The organism is Streptomyces sp. NPDC005494 (assembly GCF_042872025.1).
Lineage (GTDB): Bacteria > Actinomycetota > Actinomycetes > Streptomycetales > Streptomycetaceae > Streptomyces.
Window position 1 is genome coordinate 114921 of sequence record NZ_JBIAJR010000005.1, and the last position, 18821, is coordinate 133741.

The following is an 18821-nucleotide window of genomic DNA, read 5'->3' on the forward strand; positions in this document are numbered from 1 at the left end:
CACTACCCTTGAGGAGTGACTATTCGCCTGCATGACACCAACGCCCGGCAGATCCGTGACTTCGTCCCGCTCACAGCGGGCTGTGTCTCGATCTACCTCTGTGGCGCGACTGTCCAGGCCGCTCCGCACATCGGGCACATCAGGTCCGGACTGAACTTCGACATCATGCGCCGCTGGTTCGAGTACCGCGGTTACGACGTGACGTTCATCCGGAATGTCACCGACATCGACGACAAGATCATCAAGAAGTCCGCCGAGCAGAACCGCCCCTGGTGGTCCATCGGCTACGAGAACGAGCGCGCGTTCAACGACGGCTACGACGCCCTGGGCTGCCTCCCGCCCACGTACGAACCGCGCGCCACGGGGCACGTCCCCGAGATGATCGAGATGATGCGCGGCCTCATCGAGCGCGGCCACGCCTACGAGGCCGACGGCAACGTCTACTTCGACGTCCGCTCGTACGAGGGATACCTCGAGCTGTCCAACCAGGACCTCGACGACCTGCGCCAGCCCTCCGGGGACAACGAGACCGGCAAGCGGGACAAGCGCGACTTCGCCATGTGGAAGGCCGCCAAGCCGGGCGAGCCCAGCTGGGAGACCCCGTGGGGCCGCGGCCGTCCCGGCTGGCACCTCGAGTGCTCCGCGATGGCGCACAAGTACCTCGGCTCCGCCTTCGACATCCACGGCGGCGGCATCGACCTGATCTTCCCGCACCACGAGAACGAGATCGCTCAGGCCAAGGCCTTCGGCGACGACTTCGCGAAGTACTGGGTGCACAACGGCTGGGTCACCCTGTCCGGCGAGAAGATGTCGAAGTCCCTCGGCAACTCCGTGCTGGTCAGTGACATGGTCAAGCAGTGGCGTCCGATCGTGCTGCGGTACTACCTCGGCACCCCGCACTACCGGTCGATGATCGAGTACAGCGAGGAGGCCCTGCGCGAGGCGGAGTCCGCCTTCGCGCGGATCGAGGGCTTCGTCCAGCGTGTGGTGGAGAAGGCCGGGGGCCCGGTCGACGCCGCCGCCGAGGTGCCGCCCGCGTTCGCCGAGGCCATGGACGACGACCTCGGTGTCCCGCAGGCGCTCGCGATCGTCCACACCACGGTCCGGCAGGGCAATTCCGCCCTCGCCGCCGACGACAAGGAAGCCGCCGTCGCCCGCCTCGCCGAGGTGCGCGCCATGCTCGGCGTCCTGGGCCTTGACCCGCTCGATCCCCACTGGGCGGGCGAGAGCGACCGCGGAGAGGACCTGCACGGCGTCGTCGACACCCTCGTACGGCTCGTCCTCGACCAGCGCCAGTCGGCACGCGAGCGCAAGGACTGGCCCGCCGCCGACGCCATCCGCGACCAGCTCAACCAGTCCGGCCTCGTCATCGAGGACAGCCCCAGCGGACCCCGGTGGACCCTCGGCCCGCGCTGAGCGGACCTTCGCACCATGCGTGAGCAGCGCAAATGTGCCGCCCGGCCGTCCGGGCGGCACACTTTCACTTGACGACGTTTTTCTGAAGCAACGAAACAGGTAGGTCATGGCCGGGAACAGCCAGCGCAGGAACCGCCGCACGTCCAACAAGAAGGGCATGCAGGTCGGCAGCGGTGGCCAGCGACGCCGTGGTCTCGAAGGCAAGGGACCGACGCCGCCCGCCTCCGCCCGTAAGGGACACAAGAGGAACCGGGTGGCGAACGCCCAGGCCAAGCAGGCCGCGGCCCGCCGCCCCGCCCCGCGTCGTGGCGGCGCCAAGGGCACGTCGGAGATGGTCGTCGGCCGCAACCCGGTCTTCGAGGCGCTGCGCGACGGCGTCCCCGCCACCACCCTGTACGTCCAGCAGTACATCGACAACGACGAGCGGGTCCGCGAGGCGCTGCAGCTCGCCGGTGAGCGCGGCAACATCCACCTGATGGAGGCCCCGCGCCCCGAGCTGGACCGCATGACGAACGGCCTGAACCACCAGGGCCTCGTCCTCCAGGTCCCGCCGTACGAGTACGCACACCCCGAGGACCTCACGGCCGCGGCGTACGACAACAACGAGGACCCGCTGATCGTCGCCCTCGACGGCGTCACCGACCCCCGCAACCTCGGCGCGATCGTCCGCTCCGTGTCCGCGTTCGGCGGCCACGGCGTCGTCGTCCCCGAGCGCCGGGCGGCCGGGATGACGGCCGGGGCCTGGAAGTCCTCGGCAGGCACCGCGGCCCGGACCCCCGTCTCCCGGGTCACCAACCTCACGCGCGCCCTGGAGGGCTACCAGAAGGCCGGCCTCACGGTCGTCGGTCTCGCCGCCGACGGCGAGCACACCGTCGAGGACCTGGAGGAGCTGGCGGGTCCGGTCGTCATCGTGATCGGCAGCGAGGGCAAGGGCCTGGGCCGCCTGGTCGGCGAGACCTGCGACTACCGGGTCCGGATCTCCATGCCGGGCGGCGCGGAGTCCCTGAACGCCGGTGTCGCCGCGGGCATCGTGCTCTACGAGGTGGCACGCCGCAGGGCGTGACGCCCTGGCCGCCGTGGGGCCGAGCCATCCGGCCCCACGGCGGTGCTCCGCGGCGGTGCTCCGCGGCGGTGCTCCGCGGCGGTGCTCCGGGGCGGTGCTTCAGGGCGGTGCTTCAGGGCGGTGCTCCGCGGCGGTGCTCCGGGGCGGCGCCCGGGTAGCGGCCTGAGTCGACGGTTCGAGGGAAGAGCGAGGCCGTCGTGGCGGACGGTGCGGGCGTGGCCCCGCACCCGAGCCCTTCAGGGGCCTCGCGGTACTCGTCGTCAAGGGCAGGAAAACCGCTCGCTGCCGTCGTCTTGGCGCACCAGGACAGCCGCGCCGGCTCGACGCCCCACCCGCACGAGGCCGTCCGCAGGGGAGCGGACCCATGCGCAGGCTCGCCATGCCCGGAGCCTGCCTGGCTCCATACCCCCACTGTCCACGAGGACCCCCGCGGGACCTTCCGCGAGGCCTACCGCGCCGCGGACTTCGCCCGGCCACCGGGCACCCCCTCGCCCTCGCCCAGGCCGACGTGTCCGTCTCCGGGCGCGGGGTGCTACGCGGAATCCACTACGCCCAAGTGCCGCCCGGCCAGGCGGAGTACGTACGTCACCTGTCTGCGGGGCGCCCTACTCGATGTGGCAGTCGATCTCCGCACCGGATCATCCACGTACGGGCGCTGGGCAGCGGTACGCCTGGACGCGGCCGACCGGAACTCCGTGTACCTGGCAGAGGGTTCGGGCCACGCTTTCCTGGCGCTCGAGGACGACACCACCGTCATGTACCTCTGCTCCGAGGGCCGTACGCCGGGCCGGGAACACGGCGTCCGCCCACCGGATCCCGGCCTCGCCACCGACTGGCCGGGTGACGTCCCCCTGCTGCTGTCCGAGAAGGACGCCGCAGCCCTGTCCCTGCGCCAGGCGGCCGAGGCGGGCAGGCTCCTCTCCCACTCCGCGTGTCTCGCGTACGCGGACTCGGTCCGCACGGAGACGTATTGACGGGTCTCGGACACTTCGGACGCGTCAAGGCAGTGTCCTAATCACACATCACTCGGTTAGATGAGTGTGGACACCAGAACGCCTCGGTTCGACGACCAACCCGCCCTGAGCATGACAAAGGTGGACAGCGACCCCGCGCAGGTCATCGTCAGCCACGCCAGCTTCCGGGTACAGCTCGCCCCGGGTCAGCGCACCCGGCTGCGCCCGTTGGGCGGCCCCGCCGGACCGGTCAGGATCCCCGCCATGAGCGGTGCGGGCGGACGGAGGCGGGCCCCCGTCGTCTGGAGCGGCAGGTCCGAGCCGGGCGACCCCGGAGCGACCGGACTCCTGCAGGCCGTACGGAACTCCACCGCCGGCCACCTCGACACCCGCCCCGGCGCGGGCTACGACGACGCGCGCGTCGGCACGCAGGTCATCCCGCGCCTCGACGAGACCCAGCCCAACCCCGTCATCCGGACGCCCCACCAGGCCGGAGGCGGCCGCAGCGGACCGCTCCTGCCGCCCATGCGCCAGGCCGTCGGCGCCTACGACGCCGTCGGCACCCCGAGCGACGACGCCTACGACGTCACCTACGAAGGCCCCGGCGACGACGCGGGGAACGGCGCCACCGCCGGGGAGCGGCGCCAGGCCGACACCGTCCGGCACGCCTACTACCCGGGCCGCCGGATGAACCTCGGCGTCGTGCTCCTCCCGCTGCGCGTCATCCTCGGATTCCTCGCCATCTACGCCGGGATGGGCAAGCTCTGCGACCCCGCCTACTTCGACGGCGGCGACCGCGGCTCCATGGTCAAGTGGCTGACCTCGCTGCACCCCTGGGCCCTCGCCGAACCGCTGCGAGACTTCGCGCTGTCCCACCCCGTCGGCTCCGGTCTCTCGGTCGCTTTCCTCCAGGTCATCGTCGGCGTCCTGACCGTCCTCGGCCTCTGGCAGCGAGTCGCGGCGGCCTTCGGGGCCCTGCTCTCCGCCGCCCTCCTGGTGACGGTCAGCTGGCGCACCGCCGCCGCGTACAACACGCCCGACATCATCCTGCTGGCCGCCTGGAGCCCTCTCGTCATCGCCGGCGCCCCCGTCTACTCCCTGGACGGCCGCCTCGCCGGTGAGGCCTGGCGCACCCTCGGCCCGCGCTCGGAGATCTGGGACCTCCGCCGGCGGGTGCTCCGGCGCGGCGCCGCGGTCGCCACGGTCGTCGTCGGCCTGACCCTGCTGGTCGGTTCCATGCTCGGCGGTGCGGTCCGCTCCACCGAGGTCGTCACCGTGCCGGGCCCCGACAGCTACCCGACCAACCAGCTGCCCGGCTCGCCGCTCCCCGACGAGACCAAGGGCAAGAAGCGCGAGCCCTCCCGGACCCCGGAGGGCGGCACCCCGGAGACGGCCCCCTCCAGCGCCCCCGGCACCCCCTCGGCCGAGGAGTCCACACCGGGCTCCGGCCCGGCGAGCGAGTCCGCCCCCACGGCCGGCACGAGCGCGGGGCCCAGCCAGACCCAGGGCACCGGCCAGGAGCCCCCGCAGGAGCCGGCCCCGCAGGAGCCCCCGACCGGTGACGCCGGCCCCAGCTCCTCCGGGTCCACCGGCTCCGGTGGCACCACCGGTGGTTCGGACGGCGGCGAGTCCGACGGCGGATCCTCCTCCGGCGGCGCCGGCCAGAACCCCATCGGCGGCCTGCTCGGCTGACGAACGCACCGCACACCACGAGGGCGGCCACCGGACATCCGGTGGCCGCCCTCGGCTACGTCGGCGGGCGCTCCGGCGCCCCACGGGCGGCCCGGCGGCCCAGCACGGGCGGCCCACGCAGGCGGCCCGACGGCCCACGGGCGGCCCGGGCTGCCCTGCACTGGCGCCCGGGCTGCCCAGCACCGGTGGCCCGACGGCCCCGCAGGGGCGGCCCGGCCGCCCAGCACGGGCGCCCTGGCGGCCCCGCACGCTCAGGTGCCTGCGTGCGCGCCGAGCTCCTTCGCCGCTTCCGTGAGGTCCTTCGCGGTGTCGATCGCCCGCCAGTACGCCCCGTGCGGGAGCGGGTACCCGGCCAGCCGGCGTTCCCGGGCCAGCCTGGGGAACGTCGTCCGCTCGTGGTCGCCGCGGTCCGGAAGCATCGACGTGAAGGCGGGCGCGAAGACGTACACCCCCGCGTTGATCAGATAGGGCGAGGGCGGCGACTCGATGAAGTCCGTGATGTGTCCGAAGGTGTCCGTCTCCACGGCACCCCAGGGGATCCGTGGGCGGGCGAGTGCGAGCGTCGCCGTGGCGTCCCGCTCCGCGTGGAAGGCGGCCATCTCCCGCAGCGAGAAGCGGGTCCAGATGTCGCCGTTGGTCGCGTACCACGGCTGTGAAGGGTCGGGCAGCCGCGTCGCGGCATGCTTCAGACCGCCGCCCCGGCCCAAGGGCTCGGTCTCGACGACGGTCGTGACACGCAAGGGAAGATCGGCGGAAGCCAGCCAGTCCTGCAGCACATCGGCGAGATGGCCGCACGAGACCACGGCGTCGGTGACGCCCTCGGCGGCCAGCCAGGACAGCTGATGGCCGATGATCGGGGTCCCGGTCCCCGGGATCTCGACCATCGGCTTGGGGCGGTCATCGGTGTACGGGCGAAGCCGCGAGCCCTGACCACCCGCCAGGATCACGGCCTGCGTCGGATACGTATGCATGCCAGGCACGATATGCCGTGCCCGGACACACCCGGATCAGCTGAACTGTGCGACCCCCGAGGCGAACGAGGTGTCGCAGACAGGACGGGAGAAGCGGTGAGCGCGCGTCGGACCGTACTGGTCGACGGCGGCCTTGCCCAGCGCCTTGGCGATCGACATGCAGTGCTTCGCGAGCGAGGGGCGGCCCTCGACGGTGCGCTGCAGGCTCGTCAGCGCGGCACCCGGGTCCTTCTCGCGGAGCTCCAGGAGGAGCTTGTCGCGCAGGACGTCCTGCGGTGCACGGGCCTTCGCCTGCTTCGACACGGTCTCCGAGGCGGCGGTCAGCAACTGGGTCTCGGTGTCCTGCCCCGACCACTGCACGCGGGTGACCGCGAGGGTCCCGGACAGGACCATGACGACGGGCAGTACGAGAGCGAGGGTTCGGCCGATTCGGCGCGCGGTGTGGGTCACGCAGGCGAGCGTAGCGGGCAGTGATGACTCGGCGACATTTCGTCACCCCTGCGGGTGATGGTTCGAGGGACCTTTTCGAATCGCACGTTGACGTGCGGGGTCGAATTGACCGGAGTGCCGGGGTATTTGGCGCTCCACCGATCCAAAACCCGATTCCGGCCGCGCCATGCAATCGGCCCCGCGTCCTGGAGGGACGCGGGGCCGTCTGCGTGACTCGTGCGGATCAGGCGGTCAGGCGCTCACCGGTCGACGTCGCGAAGACGTGCAGCTCGTCCGGGCGCGGGACGACGTGCAGCTCGGTGCCCTTCTCCGGGACGGCGCGGCCGCCGACACGGACGACCAGGTCCTTGTGCTCGCCACCGACCTGCGCGGCACCGTAGACGAAGCCGTCGGCGCCGAGCTCCTCGACGACGTTGACGGAGACCGCCAGGCCGGCCGGGGCGTCGGAGGAGGCCTTGGAGAGGCCGGTCGCGGCGGCGCCACCGTGCTCGACGATGTCGAAGTGCTCCGGGCGGATGCCGACGGTGACGGTGGTGTCACCGCGGTTCGCGGCGGCGGTGAGCGCCTCGCGGGAGACCGGGACGACGCTGTTGCCGAACTTCACGCCACCGTCGGTGATCGGGACCTCGACGAGGTTCATCGCCGGGGAGCCGATGAAGCCGGCCACGAAGAGGTTCGCCGGGCGGTCGTACATGTTGCGCGGCGAGTCGACCTGCTGGAGCAGACCGTCCTTGAGGACCGCGACGCGGTCGCCCATGGTGAGGGCCTCGACCTGGTCGTGGGTGACGTACACGGTGGTGATGCCGAGGCGGCGCTGCAGCGAGGCGATCTGCGTACGGGTCGACACACGGAGCTTGGCGTCGAGGTTCGACAGCGGCTCGTCCATGAGGAAGACCTGCGGCTCACGCACGATGGCGCGGCCCATCGCCACACGCTGGCGCTGACCACCGGAGAGAGCCTTCGGCTTGCGGTCCAGGTAGTCGGTGAGGTCCAGCATCTTGGCGGCCTCTTCGACCTTCGCGCGGATCTCGGTCTTGTTCACACCGGCGATCTTGAGCGCGAAGCCCATGTTGTCCGCGACGGACATGTGCGGGTAGAGCGCGTAGTTCTGGAACACCATGGCGATGTCCCGGTCCTTCGGGGGCAGGTGCGTGACGTCGCGGTCACCGATGCGGATCGCACCGCCGTTGACGTCCTCGAGACCCGCGAGCATGCGCAGGGAGGTCGACTTGCCGCAACCGGAAGGACCGACGAGGACGAGGAACTCGCCGTCCTCGATGTCGATCTCGAGCTGGTCCACAGCCGGCTTCGTGGAGCCGGGGTAGACGCGGGACGCCTTGTCGAACGTGACACTGGCCATGGCGATGCTTCTCCTCAACCGGCAGGAACGTGCCGGACGATCCGAGTAAGGGAGTGGTGTGGTCCACTGGAGTGAACCTGAGGTGACGCTACCTGGCGTTTTGGGATCTGTCAGTAGGCATGAGGTCCCGAATATGGCGCGGTTTCCTCCCGCTGTGTTGGTTACACTGCTCCCGCACGCCTCCTTAGCTCAGTCCGGCCAGAGCAACGCACTTGTAATGCGTAGGTCGTCGGTTCGAATCCGACAGGGGGCTCCGAGAAACCCCAGGTCACATAGCCCGTGACCTGGGGTTTTCTGTTGCTCAGGGCGTGACGGGGCACACGGTCGGGGTGCCGTGACTGTGCCTGCGTGAGCGATGCGTGAGCGGAGCCGCTCGGGACCTACTTCTTGGGCTTCTGCCGCTTGGTCTTCTTGGCGGACCTGGTCTGGGCTTTCGCCCTGCCCTTGGATGTCCCGCCCTTACCCTCGCCGGCCTTCTTGGCCTTCTCCTTCCTCGCGGCTTTCCTCGCGGCCTTCTCGGCCTCGGCCTTGCGCTGGAGGGGGACGAGCTTGGCTGTGGCCTCGGCGGCGCTCCGGCCAACGTGGGGCAGGACGCTCTGGTAGATGTCCCGTGTGATCCGGGTGTCGCTGTGTCCGAGGGTGTCCGACACGATCTTGATGTCGATACCGGCGGCGAGCATGAGGGTCGCCGCGCCGTGGCGGAGGTCGTGCAGTCGGATCGGCGGGAGACCGGAAGCGGCGACGAGGCGCTCGAAGAGGTCGGTGACCTTGCCCGGATGGAGCCAGGAGCCGTCTTCCTGGGTGAAGACGTGGCCGGTCTCGACCCAGGCCGTACCCCATTTCTCGCGGTCTTGGCCCTGCCGTTCGCGGTAGCGCTTCAGGACGTCGACGGTGTCGTCGTCGAGCGCGACCACGCGGTAGCCGCTGTCGGTCTTGGGATCAGATGCCTCGATATCCCAGCCGTCCTGCACGAGTTGGGAGGAGACGGTGAGGGAGTGGGTGTCGAGGTTCGTCTCCGACCAGGGCTGCCCGCACGCCTCGCCCCGGCGCAGGCCGCGGAAGGCGATGAGGTGCCACATCGCGTACAGCCGGTCCTCGGCGACGAAGTCAAGGAAGGCGCCGGTCTGCTGGGGTGTCCAGACCATGACGGGAGACGGCTTCTCGCCCGTCTGCTCCCACTTGGTGACCCGTTCGTCCGTCCACACGAGCGCCTTCGGCTTGCGTACGGGGTCGATCTCGACGTGGGCGGCGGGATTGAAGGTGATGATCTGCTGCCCGATCGCGTCGTTCAGCGATGCCCGGAGGGTGGCCTTGACGTGCTGGCGCGTAGCGGGCCCGGTGATGCGGCGGAAGGGCGGCATCTCGTTGATGGCGGCCTTCATCGCCTTGCGCCGGGCTCGGTTCTCCACGCCCTTCCACGGCACGGTTGCCATCTCGTCGATCGCGGCTCGTCGCTGGGCGTTGTCCTCCAGAATCTGGGCGTTGGCGTCGCGGATGTCCGTGAACATCTCGCTGAGGTGGCTGACGCGCAGCCGGTCCAGGCGCTGGCCGCCGATGTGCGGCTTCAGGTGGACGCGGATGTCGGTCTCGTAGCGGTTGAGGCCGGACTTGCGTATGCGCTTGCTGGCCAGCCAGCGGTCGAGCCATTCGGCGACCGTCAGGCTGCCAATGAGGTCCTGCCCGGCGTTGAGCCGCCGCCTCGTCTCCTCGACCTCGGGCAGAGGCGACCGTTCGCGGCTGACTTCGGCCAGCATCTCGGCGATGAGGTCGATGCCCTCGGGGTCGTCCGACTCGGCCAGCCCCAGGAGAGCGCGTACATGGTCGAGGTCGGCCTGGGCCGCCTTGAGACTGCTGTACCCGCCCCGGGCGAAGGAGCGCCGGCTGCCGTCCTCTCGGGAGGGCAGCTCCTGGCGTACGGAGTAGGTGCAGTGGTTCCTGCTGTTGCGCTTGGGGCAGGAGGTGCCGAGTTCCTTGCCGGTCTTGGGGTCGCGGCAGGAGCAGCGGCGGTAGGTGGAGCCCTTCAAAGATCGTTCTCCTCGGTGGTCTCGGGGTCGGTCCCGGGTGAGTCGATTACGTCGGCCACGTCCGGCCAAAGAAACGGGGGTGTGACGCCCTCTTCCTCGATGAAGGCGCGAACTCTGCGCAGGCGGCTTGCGGCGCCGTCGGCCGCCTCGGCGGCACGGGCTTGGGAGCGGAGGGCCTCGGCCTTCCGGTCGGCATTCGGGGCGGTCTGGGCGTGGTAGCGGGCGTACTCCTCGTCGCGTCGCGCGCTTCGCAGTCGCTCCTGGGCGGCTTGGTGGGCCCGGAAGTAGCGGAGCATGTCGTCGTCCGCGCCGAGTTCGGTCTCCTCCCCGGTGAACCAGCGCAGCGCGTCCAGTGGGGAGGTGGAGTCCTGGAGCGGAAGCCGCTGCACGTCGTCGACGTAGCCGACGGGGTAGATGAGGCAGATGGGCGGCGTGTTCAGTGCCTGGGCCAGAACCATGACGTCGACCAGGGGCAGGTTGGAGCGGCGCCTGGACTCCATGTTGGCGATGACGTTGCGGGGGATGGGGTGACCCATCTCCTCGCACTTGTCGGCCAAGTCTTGCGCGCTCCAACCCAGTTCCCTCCGTCGTCTGCGGACCTCTGCAGCCACGGTGGCCATGACTTGGTCCACCCACTCCAGGACGTCGTCCTCGTTGTCGGCCTTCTTGGATCTATGGTCGCTACGGCGCTGTGTCATTAAGACACATTAACTCGCCTAGCGTTGATTCCAAGACCTGGAGACGGGCGCGGCAGCCGCGTTCGCCGTGGGCTCAGTGATGGATGGAGCGCGTATGCGTGAGAACGAAGAGGTCGGCCGAGTGAAGGGAATGAGTCGCGGGGAGCTTCTGGAGCTTCCTGCTGCCGTTGACCTGGAGACAGGCAACCGGGCGCTGGGGCTTGGGCGGAGCAAGGGGTACGAGCTGGCCAAGCGTGGCCAGTACCCGTGCAAGGTGCTCAGGCTCGGGAACGCCTACCGGGTGGTGACCGCAGACCTGTTGGCCCTGCTGGGGCTGGCGGCATGAACTGCCTGCCGCATAGCAGACGCTTCTGCGCTGAGCTGACACAGAAACGCTGGACTGTGGTGCGGCGTGGACGTACTGTCCGTGGTCGCTCGCGGTGCCGACAAGCCCGAGAGAAGAGGGAGAGCCTCCGGCGGTGCAACGCCGGAGGCCCCAGGACTCCCCAGCAATCCCATGAGAACCGACCCGGCGGCAGGGGCGTGCAAGCCCGACACCGCCAGACGAGGAGCCGCCCAGTGCAACCCGAGAACCCCGAGCCCTATTCCGCCCCCGCCCGAGCAGCCTGGCCCACCACAGCCATCCCCGGCCGACCCGGCGCCCACCTGCGTCCCACTCAGGCTGACAGCGCCACGGTCGACCCGGGCGGCGGCAGCGCCAGCGAGGCGGACCCGGCGAGCGGACTGGAGGCCATCCCGGACGCGGAACCGACATCCGGCTCGGAGCTGCTGGACGAACTGCGCTCCCAGATAGCCAAGTTCGTGATCCCACCCTCGTCCGAGGCGCTGGACGCGGTCACCCTGTGGGTGGTGGCAACGCATCTCCAGCCCGGGTGGCAGCACGCCCCACGGCTGGCGGTGGTGGGGCCGGCGAAGCGCTGCGGCAAGTCGCGACTCCTGGACGTGCTGACCGAGACGGTCCACGAGCCGATGCTCACCATCAACACCACACCAGCGGCCATCTTCCGCTCCATCGACGGCGAGGAGCCGCCGACGCTGCTGGTGGACGAGGCCGACACCATCTTCGGCCCCAAGGTTGCGGAGAAGAACGAGGAGACACGCGGCCTCCTCAACGCCGGCCATCAGCGCGGCCGGTACGTCACCCGGGTCGTCGGCAACGACCACACCCCGCACAAGTTCGCCACCTTCGCCATGGCGGCCATCGCGGGAATCGGGGACCTTCCGGACACGGTCATGGACCGGTCGGTCGTCATCCGCATGCGCCGCAGGGCCGAGGGGGAGCAGGTCAAACCCTTCCGCTCGCGGCGCGACATTCCGGCCCTGCACGAGCTGCGCGACCGCATCCACGCCTGGGCCCGCCCGCTGCTGGAGGATGCCGCGAACCTGGAGCCGGGCATGCCGGTCGAGGATCGTGCTGCCGACACGTGGGAGCCCCTGGTGACCGTCGCCGATCTGGCGGGCGGTCGCTGGCCCCGGCTCGCGCGGGTCGCGTGCGCGCGGATGGTCGCCGCCGAAGTGGCAGCCGAGGAAGACCACCCCAGTGGGGCGCGCATCCTCGCCGACATCCGGCGGGTCTTCTTCGCCCAGCGGGAGGCGGACAGCCTCTCCACCGAGGATCTCCTGCACTACCTGAACGCGGACGCTGAAGCCCCGTGGGGAGAGCGGGGGCGCTACGGCCTGACCTCCCGGGAGCTCAGCGGGATGCTGCGCGACTACGACATCCGGCCCGGCAACGTGCGCATGGCCGATCGGTCGCAGCGCAAGGGCTATACGCGCAACAAATTCCTCGACGCGTGGCGGCGATACTGCCCCACCATCCACCCAGCCGATGCCCCTCGCGGCGAAGGCTGAACCCCACCCTTCCTGGCTGCCGTACTTGCCGTCCCTGCCGTGATCTCGCAGGTCAGAGCATGCACCGGCAAGACGGCAGCCGAGGGCAAGACGGCAGCGCAGACGTCCCCGCGCTGGCAGCTCGCCAGGAGACACCGCCCGGATCCGTCTTGCCCCGTCCCAGCCGTCCTTGCCGTATCGCCGCAGTTCACAGTCCTGCTCCCCGGGACGGCTGCCGCAACGCAGTCGTCCCGGCAGGAGGCAAGCCGACCCAAGGAAGAGACCGAACCCAGTCGGCGCCTCCTTGTTCCGAGTCGGAACAAGACCTGGCCCTGCTCGTCGGCAGAACCCGGATCGGGAGCTGCCACTTCCTTGTCCCGAGTCGGGACAAGACGCACGCGCTGCCTGCCGAGACGACACGTCCGGAGCGCTGCCGTCCCGCGCTGACCTGCACGTGCAACGGCCGAGACGGCAAAGACGCCCCACACCACTACCCCCAGGAGCTTCCCGCTTGACCGCCCCGCACCTCACCACGCCATCACCACAGCCACGAGCCGACGCCCGCAGCGGAAGGCAGCCGAAGAAGCGGGCTGACGCCGAACAGCTCGTGCTCGGCGCGGCCGGCCTCGTCATCGTCGCCCTGACAGCCGGAGCGTTCTGGCTCTCCTACGCGCACCTCGCCGACGTCGCAGGCCAGCACGGGCTCGGAGCAACCCCCATTCGCCGCTGGGCCTGGCCCGCCACCCTGGATGCGTTCGTCATCGCGGGCGAACTGCTCATGCTGCGCGCAGCACTGCGCCGCGTCACCGACCCCTGGGCGATCGCCGTGACCGCCGCCGGATCGGTCAGCTCCATCGCGTTGAACGTCGCCGGGGTCAGCGGCACCGGGAACGTGGGCACCGTACCGTTCCTCGACTACGTGGTCGCAGCCGTTCCTCCGGCCGCCGCGATGGTCGCCTTCGGCGTCCTGATGCGACAGATCCACCAGCTCGTCGCACTGTCAGACGAAGTTTCGGACACCGGTTCCGTACAGGCGCAGGAGCGATCAGTCGGCGGCTTCAGCCACAGCCACCGGCCGGACGCAGCTCCCGATGGTGCGCAAGCCCCGAGTGACGAGCGGACGGAACCTGCACCCCAGGTGCCGGAGAGCAAGCCGAGCGGTGGTCGACCGCCGAAGGCGACCATCGCGGAGCTGACGGATATCGGCCGGGCCACCGGTCATCAGCACGGCAAACTCACGCGCGGCCTGCTCCGAGCGGCTGTGAAGGACCGAGACCTGACGATCGGCAGTGAGCGGCAGACCGAGGTGATGGAGAGGCTTCGGCCGGAACTCGAAGCTGCCGGTATCGAGGTATCCAGGCGCTGACGCCGGGCCTGCTCGGGTGACCGGAACCCCTCCGGTCACCCGAGCATCGGCCAACCGGCCCGCAGATTTTCACACCTGTGGACAACGCGATGGCCCCGCCGCGCAGACATCCCCGCCCCGCTCGCCCAGCCGTACCTGGAGCAGCTCCCTTGACGCACAACCAGCATCTGCCCGACGACACCCACGCTGAGCCTTCCGCGTCACCGCAGTCCCCCACGTTGCTCGCACGTCTGGGGCGGGCGTTCGGACGGACGGCTCCTGGCGGAGCCAGTAGTACCCCGAGTCCGACTCAAGGCCGGTCTTCGGGGGTTTCCGCCCCGGGGGTGGCGGAGACGGCCCAGCGCCAGGGGGCGCCGGACCAAGTGGCCGGGGCCGAGGAAGGCCCCCACCCGGACAGGCTTCACGCCGCCCAGCAAATGATCCTCCGCCCGACGCCTGCTGACCCCGTCGTCGGCGAACCCTCTGTGCAGCGAGTCCAGCCAACGATCCGCCGGTTCACCGGCGACGCGCGCCTTGAGCGCGTCGGCCCTTTGCGCTTCACCGACGACGAGCGCTCCAGCCTGCGCGAGGCCGCAGCTGAGCACGGCTACAAGGGCGAATCGGGCTTCGCCGCCGACATCGTCCTCGCTTTCATCGACGGCCGCTTCACCGCGAACCTCCCCCTGTCCGAGGACCGCCGCCGCACCCACATGTTCCGTGCCCAGGTCCTACGCGCCCTCAACCGCATCGGAGCCAACGTCAATCAGATCGCCCGCGCGCTCAACAGCGACCTCACCCTGCCTGACAGTCGCCAGCGCCTCGACGAACTCCACCGCCTGCTCACTCTGATCGCCGAGGCCCTCCGTCAGCCCACCGACCCGAAGGAGGAACCGTCAGCGTGATCGCCGCCATCAAACCGGCCGGGTCCAACACCCGCGGTCTGCTCGCCTACCTCTACGGTCCCGGTCGGCACGACGAACACCTCGACCCGCACCTCGTCGCTGCCTTCGCCATGCTCGGCATGCCCGACCCCGGCCGCGACGAGAACGCCACCCTGACCGAACTCGGCCACTACCTCGACGAGCCCGTACGCCTGCGCAACAGCGAGTTCGGCAAGCCTGTCACCGACCATGTCTGGCACTGCCCAGTCCGTGCCGCACCCGAAGACCGCTACCTCTCCGACACCGAGTGGGGCGAGATCGCCCAGCGCATCGTCCAGGCGGCCGGCATCGCCCCCCAAGGTGACGATCTGGCCTGCCGCTGGATCGCCGTACGCCACGCGGATGACCACATACATATCCTCGCGACCACCGTCCGCGAAGACGGCCGACGCCCCAAGCTCCACGACAGCGGCATCCGTGTCGGCGACGCCTGCCGGGAGATCGAGAAGGACTACGGGCTGCGCCGTCTGAAGAAGGGCGACCGCACCAGCACCCGGCGCCCCACCCAGGCCGAGATGCATAAAGCCGAGCGCTTCGGCTGGGAGCAGACCAGCCGCGAGTGGCTCCAGGACCGTGTCCGCGCCGCTATCCCGCACGCCACCAGCACCGAGGAACTCCTCGCCTACCTCGAAGCCGGCGAAATCCTGGTCAAGCGCCGCCGAGGCCCCTCTGGAGACGTCCTCGGCTATGCCGTTGGCCGTCCCGGCGACCTGAATAAGGAGGGCGAGCAGATCTACCACCCCGGCGGGAAGATCGCCCCCGACCTGTCCCTGCCCAAGCTAAAGGCCCGCCTGGAGACCAGTGCGCCCGAGGAACACCCCACCGCCCGGCGCAACCGACCCGCCACCGCCTGGCACCAGGCCACCGAAGCCCTCGACACCCTCCACACAGAGATGACCGGCACGAGCGCCGATGATGGTGGGGACGCACGAGCGCAGGCGCACATCACTGCCCTGGGCGAACTCATCGAGGCCACCGCCCAGAGGGCCCCCGGAGATATCCGTGCGCAACTGCATGCGGCCAGCCGGGCCTTCGCCCGTGCCCAGCGGTCACAGGTCCGAGCCGAAGACCGTGCCGCCCATGCCCTGCGGACCGCCGCCCGCGACATCGCACACACCGCTACCGGCCCCGACGGCAGCGCCCTCGCAGCCCTGACCGCCGCACTCCTCTGGGCCGCCATTCTTGCTGCATGCTGGCACGAGGCCAGGGGGCACGCTCACCAGGCCGACGCTGCCCGCCAAGCCGTTCAGCACCTGCAGTCAGCCGCCGACGACGCGCTCAGTCCGACGCTCACCGAGCTGGCAGCCCGGCCCTTCCAGGAGGAGACCCGTCGCATCCTGGCCAACGACGTCCGTGCAGCTGTCCCCGAACACGCCGAGCGGATCCTCTCCGATCCCGGTTGGCCCGCGCTCGCCACGGTCCTCGCCGATGCCGAAGCCGGCGGCCACAAACCCCACCAGCTCCTCAAGGAAGCCGCAGCCCGCCGTGAGCTCGGCACTGCCCTTAGGCCCGCCCGCGTCCTGATCACCCGCATCCAGCACACCAGCCGCAACCCCGCATCCAACCGCCGCGCCGAAGCAGCCCGCCTACGAAGCGCCACTGCCTCAGCCTTTAGCGCGCCGTCCCCCGGCACCCAGTCACGCGCGGCAACCGCCCCCATGAGCCAGCCGAGCCGACTTCGACGCTGACCGTTGAGGAGGAGCCAGATCCATAGAGACTGATCAGCAACAGGGGTCACGCCCCCAGCCACACTTATCGCCGCCCCACCCTGGAACCAGCCAACGCCGCCGATGCGCGTGGGTAACGGCTGGGCCGGTCACCGCGCCTGGTGACCGGCCGCCCAGCCGCCGGAGAGCGCCAATGCCCCGAGAGCACTGTGGGGGCGGCACCGGCTCGATGCCTCCGACGGCCTTATCCACGACTGAACAGGCCGCCCCGCGCGCGATGTCTTCCGACACGGCGTTCGCCAGGTTGCTTGGGCGCGGGGGCCGTGCTCGCCGGGGCCTGACGAGCCGGTTCATCGTGAAGGAGAAGGGATTGCCAGACCTGCTCCTGCAAAACGCGGATGCACGGGCCGCACGCGAACATGGCTGCCTGCGCGCCGGCCACACTCACCGGGCCGATCCAGAGGACACGGGTCCAGCGCTGGCCGCAGTAGAGCCAGCAGAATCCGTCCGTCCACGTATTGCCGTCGTCAGTGTCTGCCGCAGCGGGCAGTCCGCCGCGCGCGAACTCGGCGATGCCGGGTATGACCCGAGGTGTCACGGCCAGTTCTATCAACACAGCTCGGTCCTCAAGATCACTGGCTCGGGACAGCTGCCCCGGCCGGAGCCTGCTTGTCGGCGTCGGCGAAGAGGAGAGTGGGCTCGGCCAGGATGTCCCTGCCGGACTCGCTCTTGTAGATCTCATCGACGCTGCCGAAACGGGCCTCGGAGTAGTCGAGGTCGAGCAGGGAGGCTGCCTGGCGGACCGAGGCTTCGTCGGGGCCCTCGATCTCGACGAAGGTGGGGAGGTCCGGCCAGGTGTCGAAGTCGAAGGCGACCTCGCCGAGGCGCCATTCCTCGCGGTAGTTCTCCTGGTACCGGACCTCGCGCATGCCGAGGCTGCGCAGGATCTCGGCCATGGCGTGCAGATCCGTCACCTCGGTCTCGATCTCGGTGGTGCCGTTGATCGTGGTGGCGTCGGTGACCTGCTTGAGCGTCAGTGTCGATCGGGTGCCCTCGTCTCGCAGGCGCACCCAGGCGCCTCCTTCGAGTGCGTCGTTCTCGAAGATCTTGCGGGTCAGGAGGGTACGCGGGAACGCTTGCGTGGCGCCCAGGGCGGTCAGCTGGTTCTGGAGGCCGGTGACGTCGATGGCGAGGAACTTGGCCTCGTACTCGTGCTTCACGGGTTCTTCCTTCGTATCAGGAGGGAGTGCGGGCCGCGAGGAGCAGGCCCATTCGGTGGGTGTGGTCCTGGAGCTGGCCGATGTGGGCTCGCTCGGTGAACTCGTTCGTGCGCAGGGTCAGCAGGACATCCCAGTCGCCGATGAAGTGACGCCTGAGCTTCTCGGGGGACGTGTAGTGCTCGATCAGGTGCTGGCGCTGGGTGATGGGCATCATGAACTCCGCGCCGTACAGGCCGTTCCGGCCGACAGAGGACTGCATGCGGGTGACGAAATCAGCGAGCGGGCGATGATGGTTGGCACTGTAATGCCAGGCGCAGCTCGTCCAGATGGCATCGCAGGGCGGGCCCGAAGGCTCCCATTGGAGGAAGTCCTCCTCCACGATCTGCACGCGGTCGTGGAGTGATTCGGGCTTGAGGCGGTCGAGGAGGCCCATCGCGTGGGCCCGGTTGTCACCCGGGAGGATGACCTCGCCTCCATGCAGAGCGAGCGGGTCTTGCTCTACCGCGACCACCTTGTAGCCGGCCGCAGCCAAGGGAAGGACGAACTTGCCGTCGCTCGCCCCCACGACCATGACCGTGGCGTCAGGAGCGGCACGCTCCTTCAGCGCGGCGAGGAACTGGGGGAAGAACGTGAGGGTGTGCTCCCACAAGCTCTGCGTTTGCACGGTGGCGGGCTCCTTGCGTGTCGATGGACAGGATCGTCTGGAGGACCTCGTCGGGGTCCAGATGAGTCGTGTCCACGTGGTGCATCGGGAACTGGGCGTAGGCGTCGGAAACGCGGTCTGCCACCTCTTCTGCCAGGACGTCCCAGCGGGAGGCCGGTTTGATGCGCTCGGTGAGCCGGCGACCGCGCTCGCCTTTGCCACACGTCAGTTGGTACGTCACGGGCTGGGGCAGGCTGGGCGGGAGCCTGACGCCGAGGCTGGAGCCGAGTGCCTGGTGGTTGGCCAGGCAGCGGGCGAAGTAGCTCTCCACGACCACCGAGGTGCCCTCGGCCAGGAGGCGCCGGATCTCATCAGTCGCGGTGAACAGCGCGGACAGGTAGAAGCACATCCGGGCCTCGGTGTTTCCGCGCCGATCCACCTCCCGGCGCAGAGGCTGGTAGAAGAGAGGCACAGTCGGGACCAGTACAGCGCCGCGGGCCTCTGCGAGCATCGGAGCGATGGTCGACTTTCCGGTACCGCGGAGACCT

General features: G+C 69.9%; 17 protein-coding genes and 1 tRNA gene. 10 read left to right on the plus strand and 8 right to left on the minus strand.

Translation table 11 applies throughout. The features are described from left to right. The first annotated feature begins 15 nt into the window (after positions 1–15). The 4 genes from cysS (at position 16) to ACFYQ6_RS16855 (ending at position 5124) form a co-directional block, all read left to right on the plus strand. Positions 16–1416, plus strand: a complete 1401-nt coding sequence (gene cysS, locus ACFYQ6_RS16840; RefSeq protein WP_361578383.1) for a cysteine--tRNA ligase — start codon at positions 16–18, stop codon at positions 1414–1416. Positions 1417–1522: 106 nt separating this feature from the next. After that, a complete protein-coding gene (rlmB, locus tag ACFYQ6_RS16845) occupies positions 1523–2479 on the plus strand; it encodes a 23S rRNA (guanosine(2251)-2'-O)-methyltransferase RlmB (protein WP_361578380.1) in 957 nt (318 codons plus the stop codon). Between the two features lie 215 nt (positions 2480–2694). Then, on the plus strand, positions 2695–3453 hold the full coding sequence (locus ACFYQ6_RS16850) for a dTDP-4-dehydrorhamnose 3,5-epimerase family protein (RefSeq protein WP_388763809.1): 759 nt from the start codon (positions 2695–2697) through the stop codon (positions 3451–3453). A 60-nt stretch (positions 3454–3513) separates the two neighbouring features. After that, positions 3514–5124 (plus strand): DoxX family protein, encoded by a 1611-nt coding sequence (locus tag ACFYQ6_RS16855; RefSeq protein ID WP_388763541.1) that lies wholly within the window; start codon positions 3514–3516, stop codon positions 5122–5124. Between the two features lie 251 nt (positions 5125–5375). Here ACFYQ6_RS16855 and ACFYQ6_RS16860 read toward each other — a convergent pair whose 3' ends face one another. The 3 genes from ACFYQ6_RS16860 to ACFYQ6_RS16870 all read right to left on the minus strand — a co-directional run bounded on the left by ACFYQ6_RS16860 (position 5376) and on the right by ACFYQ6_RS16870 (position 7905). Further along, positions 5376–6095, minus strand: coding sequence for a nucleotidyltransferase family protein (locus ACFYQ6_RS16860; RefSeq protein ID WP_361578371.1), 720 nt, complete (start codon positions 6093–6095; stop codon positions 5376–5378). A 36-nt stretch (positions 6096–6131) separates the two neighbouring features. Continuing rightward, positions 6132–6545 (minus strand): hypothetical protein, encoded by a 414-nt coding sequence (locus ACFYQ6_RS16865; protein ID WP_099174121.1) that lies wholly within the window; start codon positions 6543–6545, stop codon positions 6132–6134. A gap of 223 nt (positions 6546–6768) precedes the next feature. Further along, positions 6769–7905: an ABC transporter ATP-binding protein gene (locus ACFYQ6_RS16870; protein ID WP_073743645.1), complete on the minus strand. Its 1137-nt coding sequence runs from the start codon at positions 7903–7905 to the stop codon at positions 6769–6771. 178 nt (positions 7906–8083) lie between these two features. Between ACFYQ6_RS16870 and ACFYQ6_RS16875 the strand changes: the two genes are divergently transcribed. Continuing rightward, positions 8084–8158 (plus strand) — tRNA-Thr (locus ACFYQ6_RS16875). Between the two features lie 127 nt (positions 8159–8285). Here ACFYQ6_RS16875 and ACFYQ6_RS16880 read toward each other — a convergent pair. Further along, positions 8286–9929 carry a tyrosine-type recombinase/integrase gene (locus ACFYQ6_RS16880; protein ID WP_388763544.1) on the minus strand — a complete coding sequence of 548 codons (1644 nt, stop codon included), beginning with the start codon at positions 9927–9929 and terminating at the stop codon, positions 8286–8288. Further along, positions 9926–10627, minus strand: coding sequence for a transcriptional regulator (locus tag ACFYQ6_RS16885; RefSeq protein WP_388763546.1), 702 nt, complete (start codon positions 10625–10627; stop codon positions 9926–9928). Before ACFYQ6_RS16885 ends, ACFYQ6_RS16880 begins: the two co-directional genes overlap by 4 nt. A gap of 94 nt (positions 10628–10721) precedes the next feature. Between ACFYQ6_RS16885 and ACFYQ6_RS16890 the strand changes: the two genes are divergently transcribed. The 5 genes from ACFYQ6_RS16890 (at position 10722) to ACFYQ6_RS16910 (ending at position 16431) form a co-directional block, all read left to right on the plus strand. Then, the gene (locus ACFYQ6_RS16890) at positions 10722–10952 is read left to right on the plus strand and encodes a hypothetical protein (RefSeq protein WP_329868146.1); all 231 of its coding nucleotides are present in this window, start codon (positions 10722–10724) and stop codon (positions 10950–10952) included. Positions 10953–11185: 233 nt separating this feature from the next. Further along, a complete protein-coding gene (locus tag ACFYQ6_RS16895; protein WP_388763548.1) occupies positions 11186–12478 on the plus strand; it encodes a DUF3631 domain-containing protein in 1293 nt (430 codons plus the stop codon). Positions 12479–12968: 490 nt separating this feature from the next. Continuing rightward, positions 12969–13823 (plus strand): DUF2637 domain-containing protein, encoded by an 855-nt coding sequence (locus ACFYQ6_RS16900; protein ID WP_388763550.1) that lies wholly within the window; start codon positions 12969–12971, stop codon positions 13821–13823. Positions 13824–14146: 323 nt separating this feature from the next. Continuing rightward, positions 14147–14704, plus strand: a complete 558-nt coding sequence (locus ACFYQ6_RS16905; protein WP_388763552.1) for a MobC family plasmid mobilization relaxosome protein — start codon at positions 14147–14149, stop codon at positions 14702–14704. Then, the gene (locus tag ACFYQ6_RS16910; protein WP_388763554.1) at positions 14701–16431 is read left to right on the plus strand and encodes a relaxase/mobilization nuclease domain-containing protein; all 1731 of its coding nucleotides are present in this window, start codon (positions 14701–14703) and stop codon (positions 16429–16431) included. Before ACFYQ6_RS16905 ends, ACFYQ6_RS16910 begins: the two co-directional genes overlap by 4 nt. Positions 16432–17042: 611 nt before the next feature. Here the strand turns inward: ACFYQ6_RS16910 and ACFYQ6_RS16915 are convergent. From ACFYQ6_RS16915 to ACFYQ6_RS16925, 3 genes are read right to left on the minus strand one after another with little or no spacing between them, the layout of a single operon-like run. After that, positions 17043–17630 (minus strand): class IV adenylate cyclase, encoded by a 588-nt coding sequence (locus ACFYQ6_RS16915; RefSeq protein ID WP_388763556.1) that lies wholly within the window; start codon positions 17628–17630, stop codon positions 17043–17045. A 16-nt stretch (positions 17631–17646) separates the two neighbouring features. After that, positions 17647–18294: an SAM-dependent methyltransferase gene (locus ACFYQ6_RS16920; RefSeq protein ID WP_388763558.1), complete on the minus strand. Its 648-nt coding sequence runs from the start codon at positions 18292–18294 to the stop codon at positions 17647–17649. Then, positions 18212–18784, minus strand: a complete 573-nt coding sequence (locus ACFYQ6_RS16925) for a hypothetical protein (protein WP_388763560.1) — start codon at positions 18782–18784, stop codon at positions 18212–18214. The genes ACFYQ6_RS16920 and ACFYQ6_RS16925 overlap by 83 nt, the downstream gene beginning before the upstream one ends. Between the last annotated feature and the right edge of the window lie 37 nt (positions 18785–18821).

What these genes read in the sequence shown, in the direction of transcription:
- rlmB (WP_361578380.1), top strand. Translation starts at nt 1,523, where the DNA reads ATGGCCGGGAACAGCCAGCGCAGGAACCGCCGCACGTCCAACAAGAAG.
- ACFYQ6_RS16855 (WP_388763541.1), top strand. Translation starts at nt 3,514, where the DNA reads ATGAGTGTGGACACCAGAACGCCTCGGTTCGACGACCAACCCGCCCTG.
- ACFYQ6_RS16860 (WP_361578371.1), bottom strand. Translation starts at nt 6,095, where the DNA reads ATGCATACGTATCCGACGCAGGCCGTGATCCTGGCGGGTGGTCAGGGC.
- ACFYQ6_RS16870 (WP_073743645.1), bottom strand. Translation starts at nt 7,905, where the DNA reads ATGGCCAGTGTCACGTTCGACAAGGCGTCCCGCGTCTACCCCGGCTCC.
- ACFYQ6_RS16885 (WP_388763546.1), bottom strand. Translation starts at nt 10,627, where the DNA reads ATGACACAGCGCCGTAGCGACCATAGATCCAAGAAGGCCGACAACGAG.
- ACFYQ6_RS16890 (WP_329868146.1), top strand. Translation starts at nt 10,722, where the DNA reads ATGCGTGAGAACGAAGAGGTCGGCCGAGTGAAGGGAATGAGTCGCGGG.
- ACFYQ6_RS16925 (WP_388763560.1), bottom strand. Translation starts at nt 18,784, where the DNA reads ATGCTCGCAGAGGCCCGCGGCGCTGTACTGGTCCCGACTGTGCCTCTC.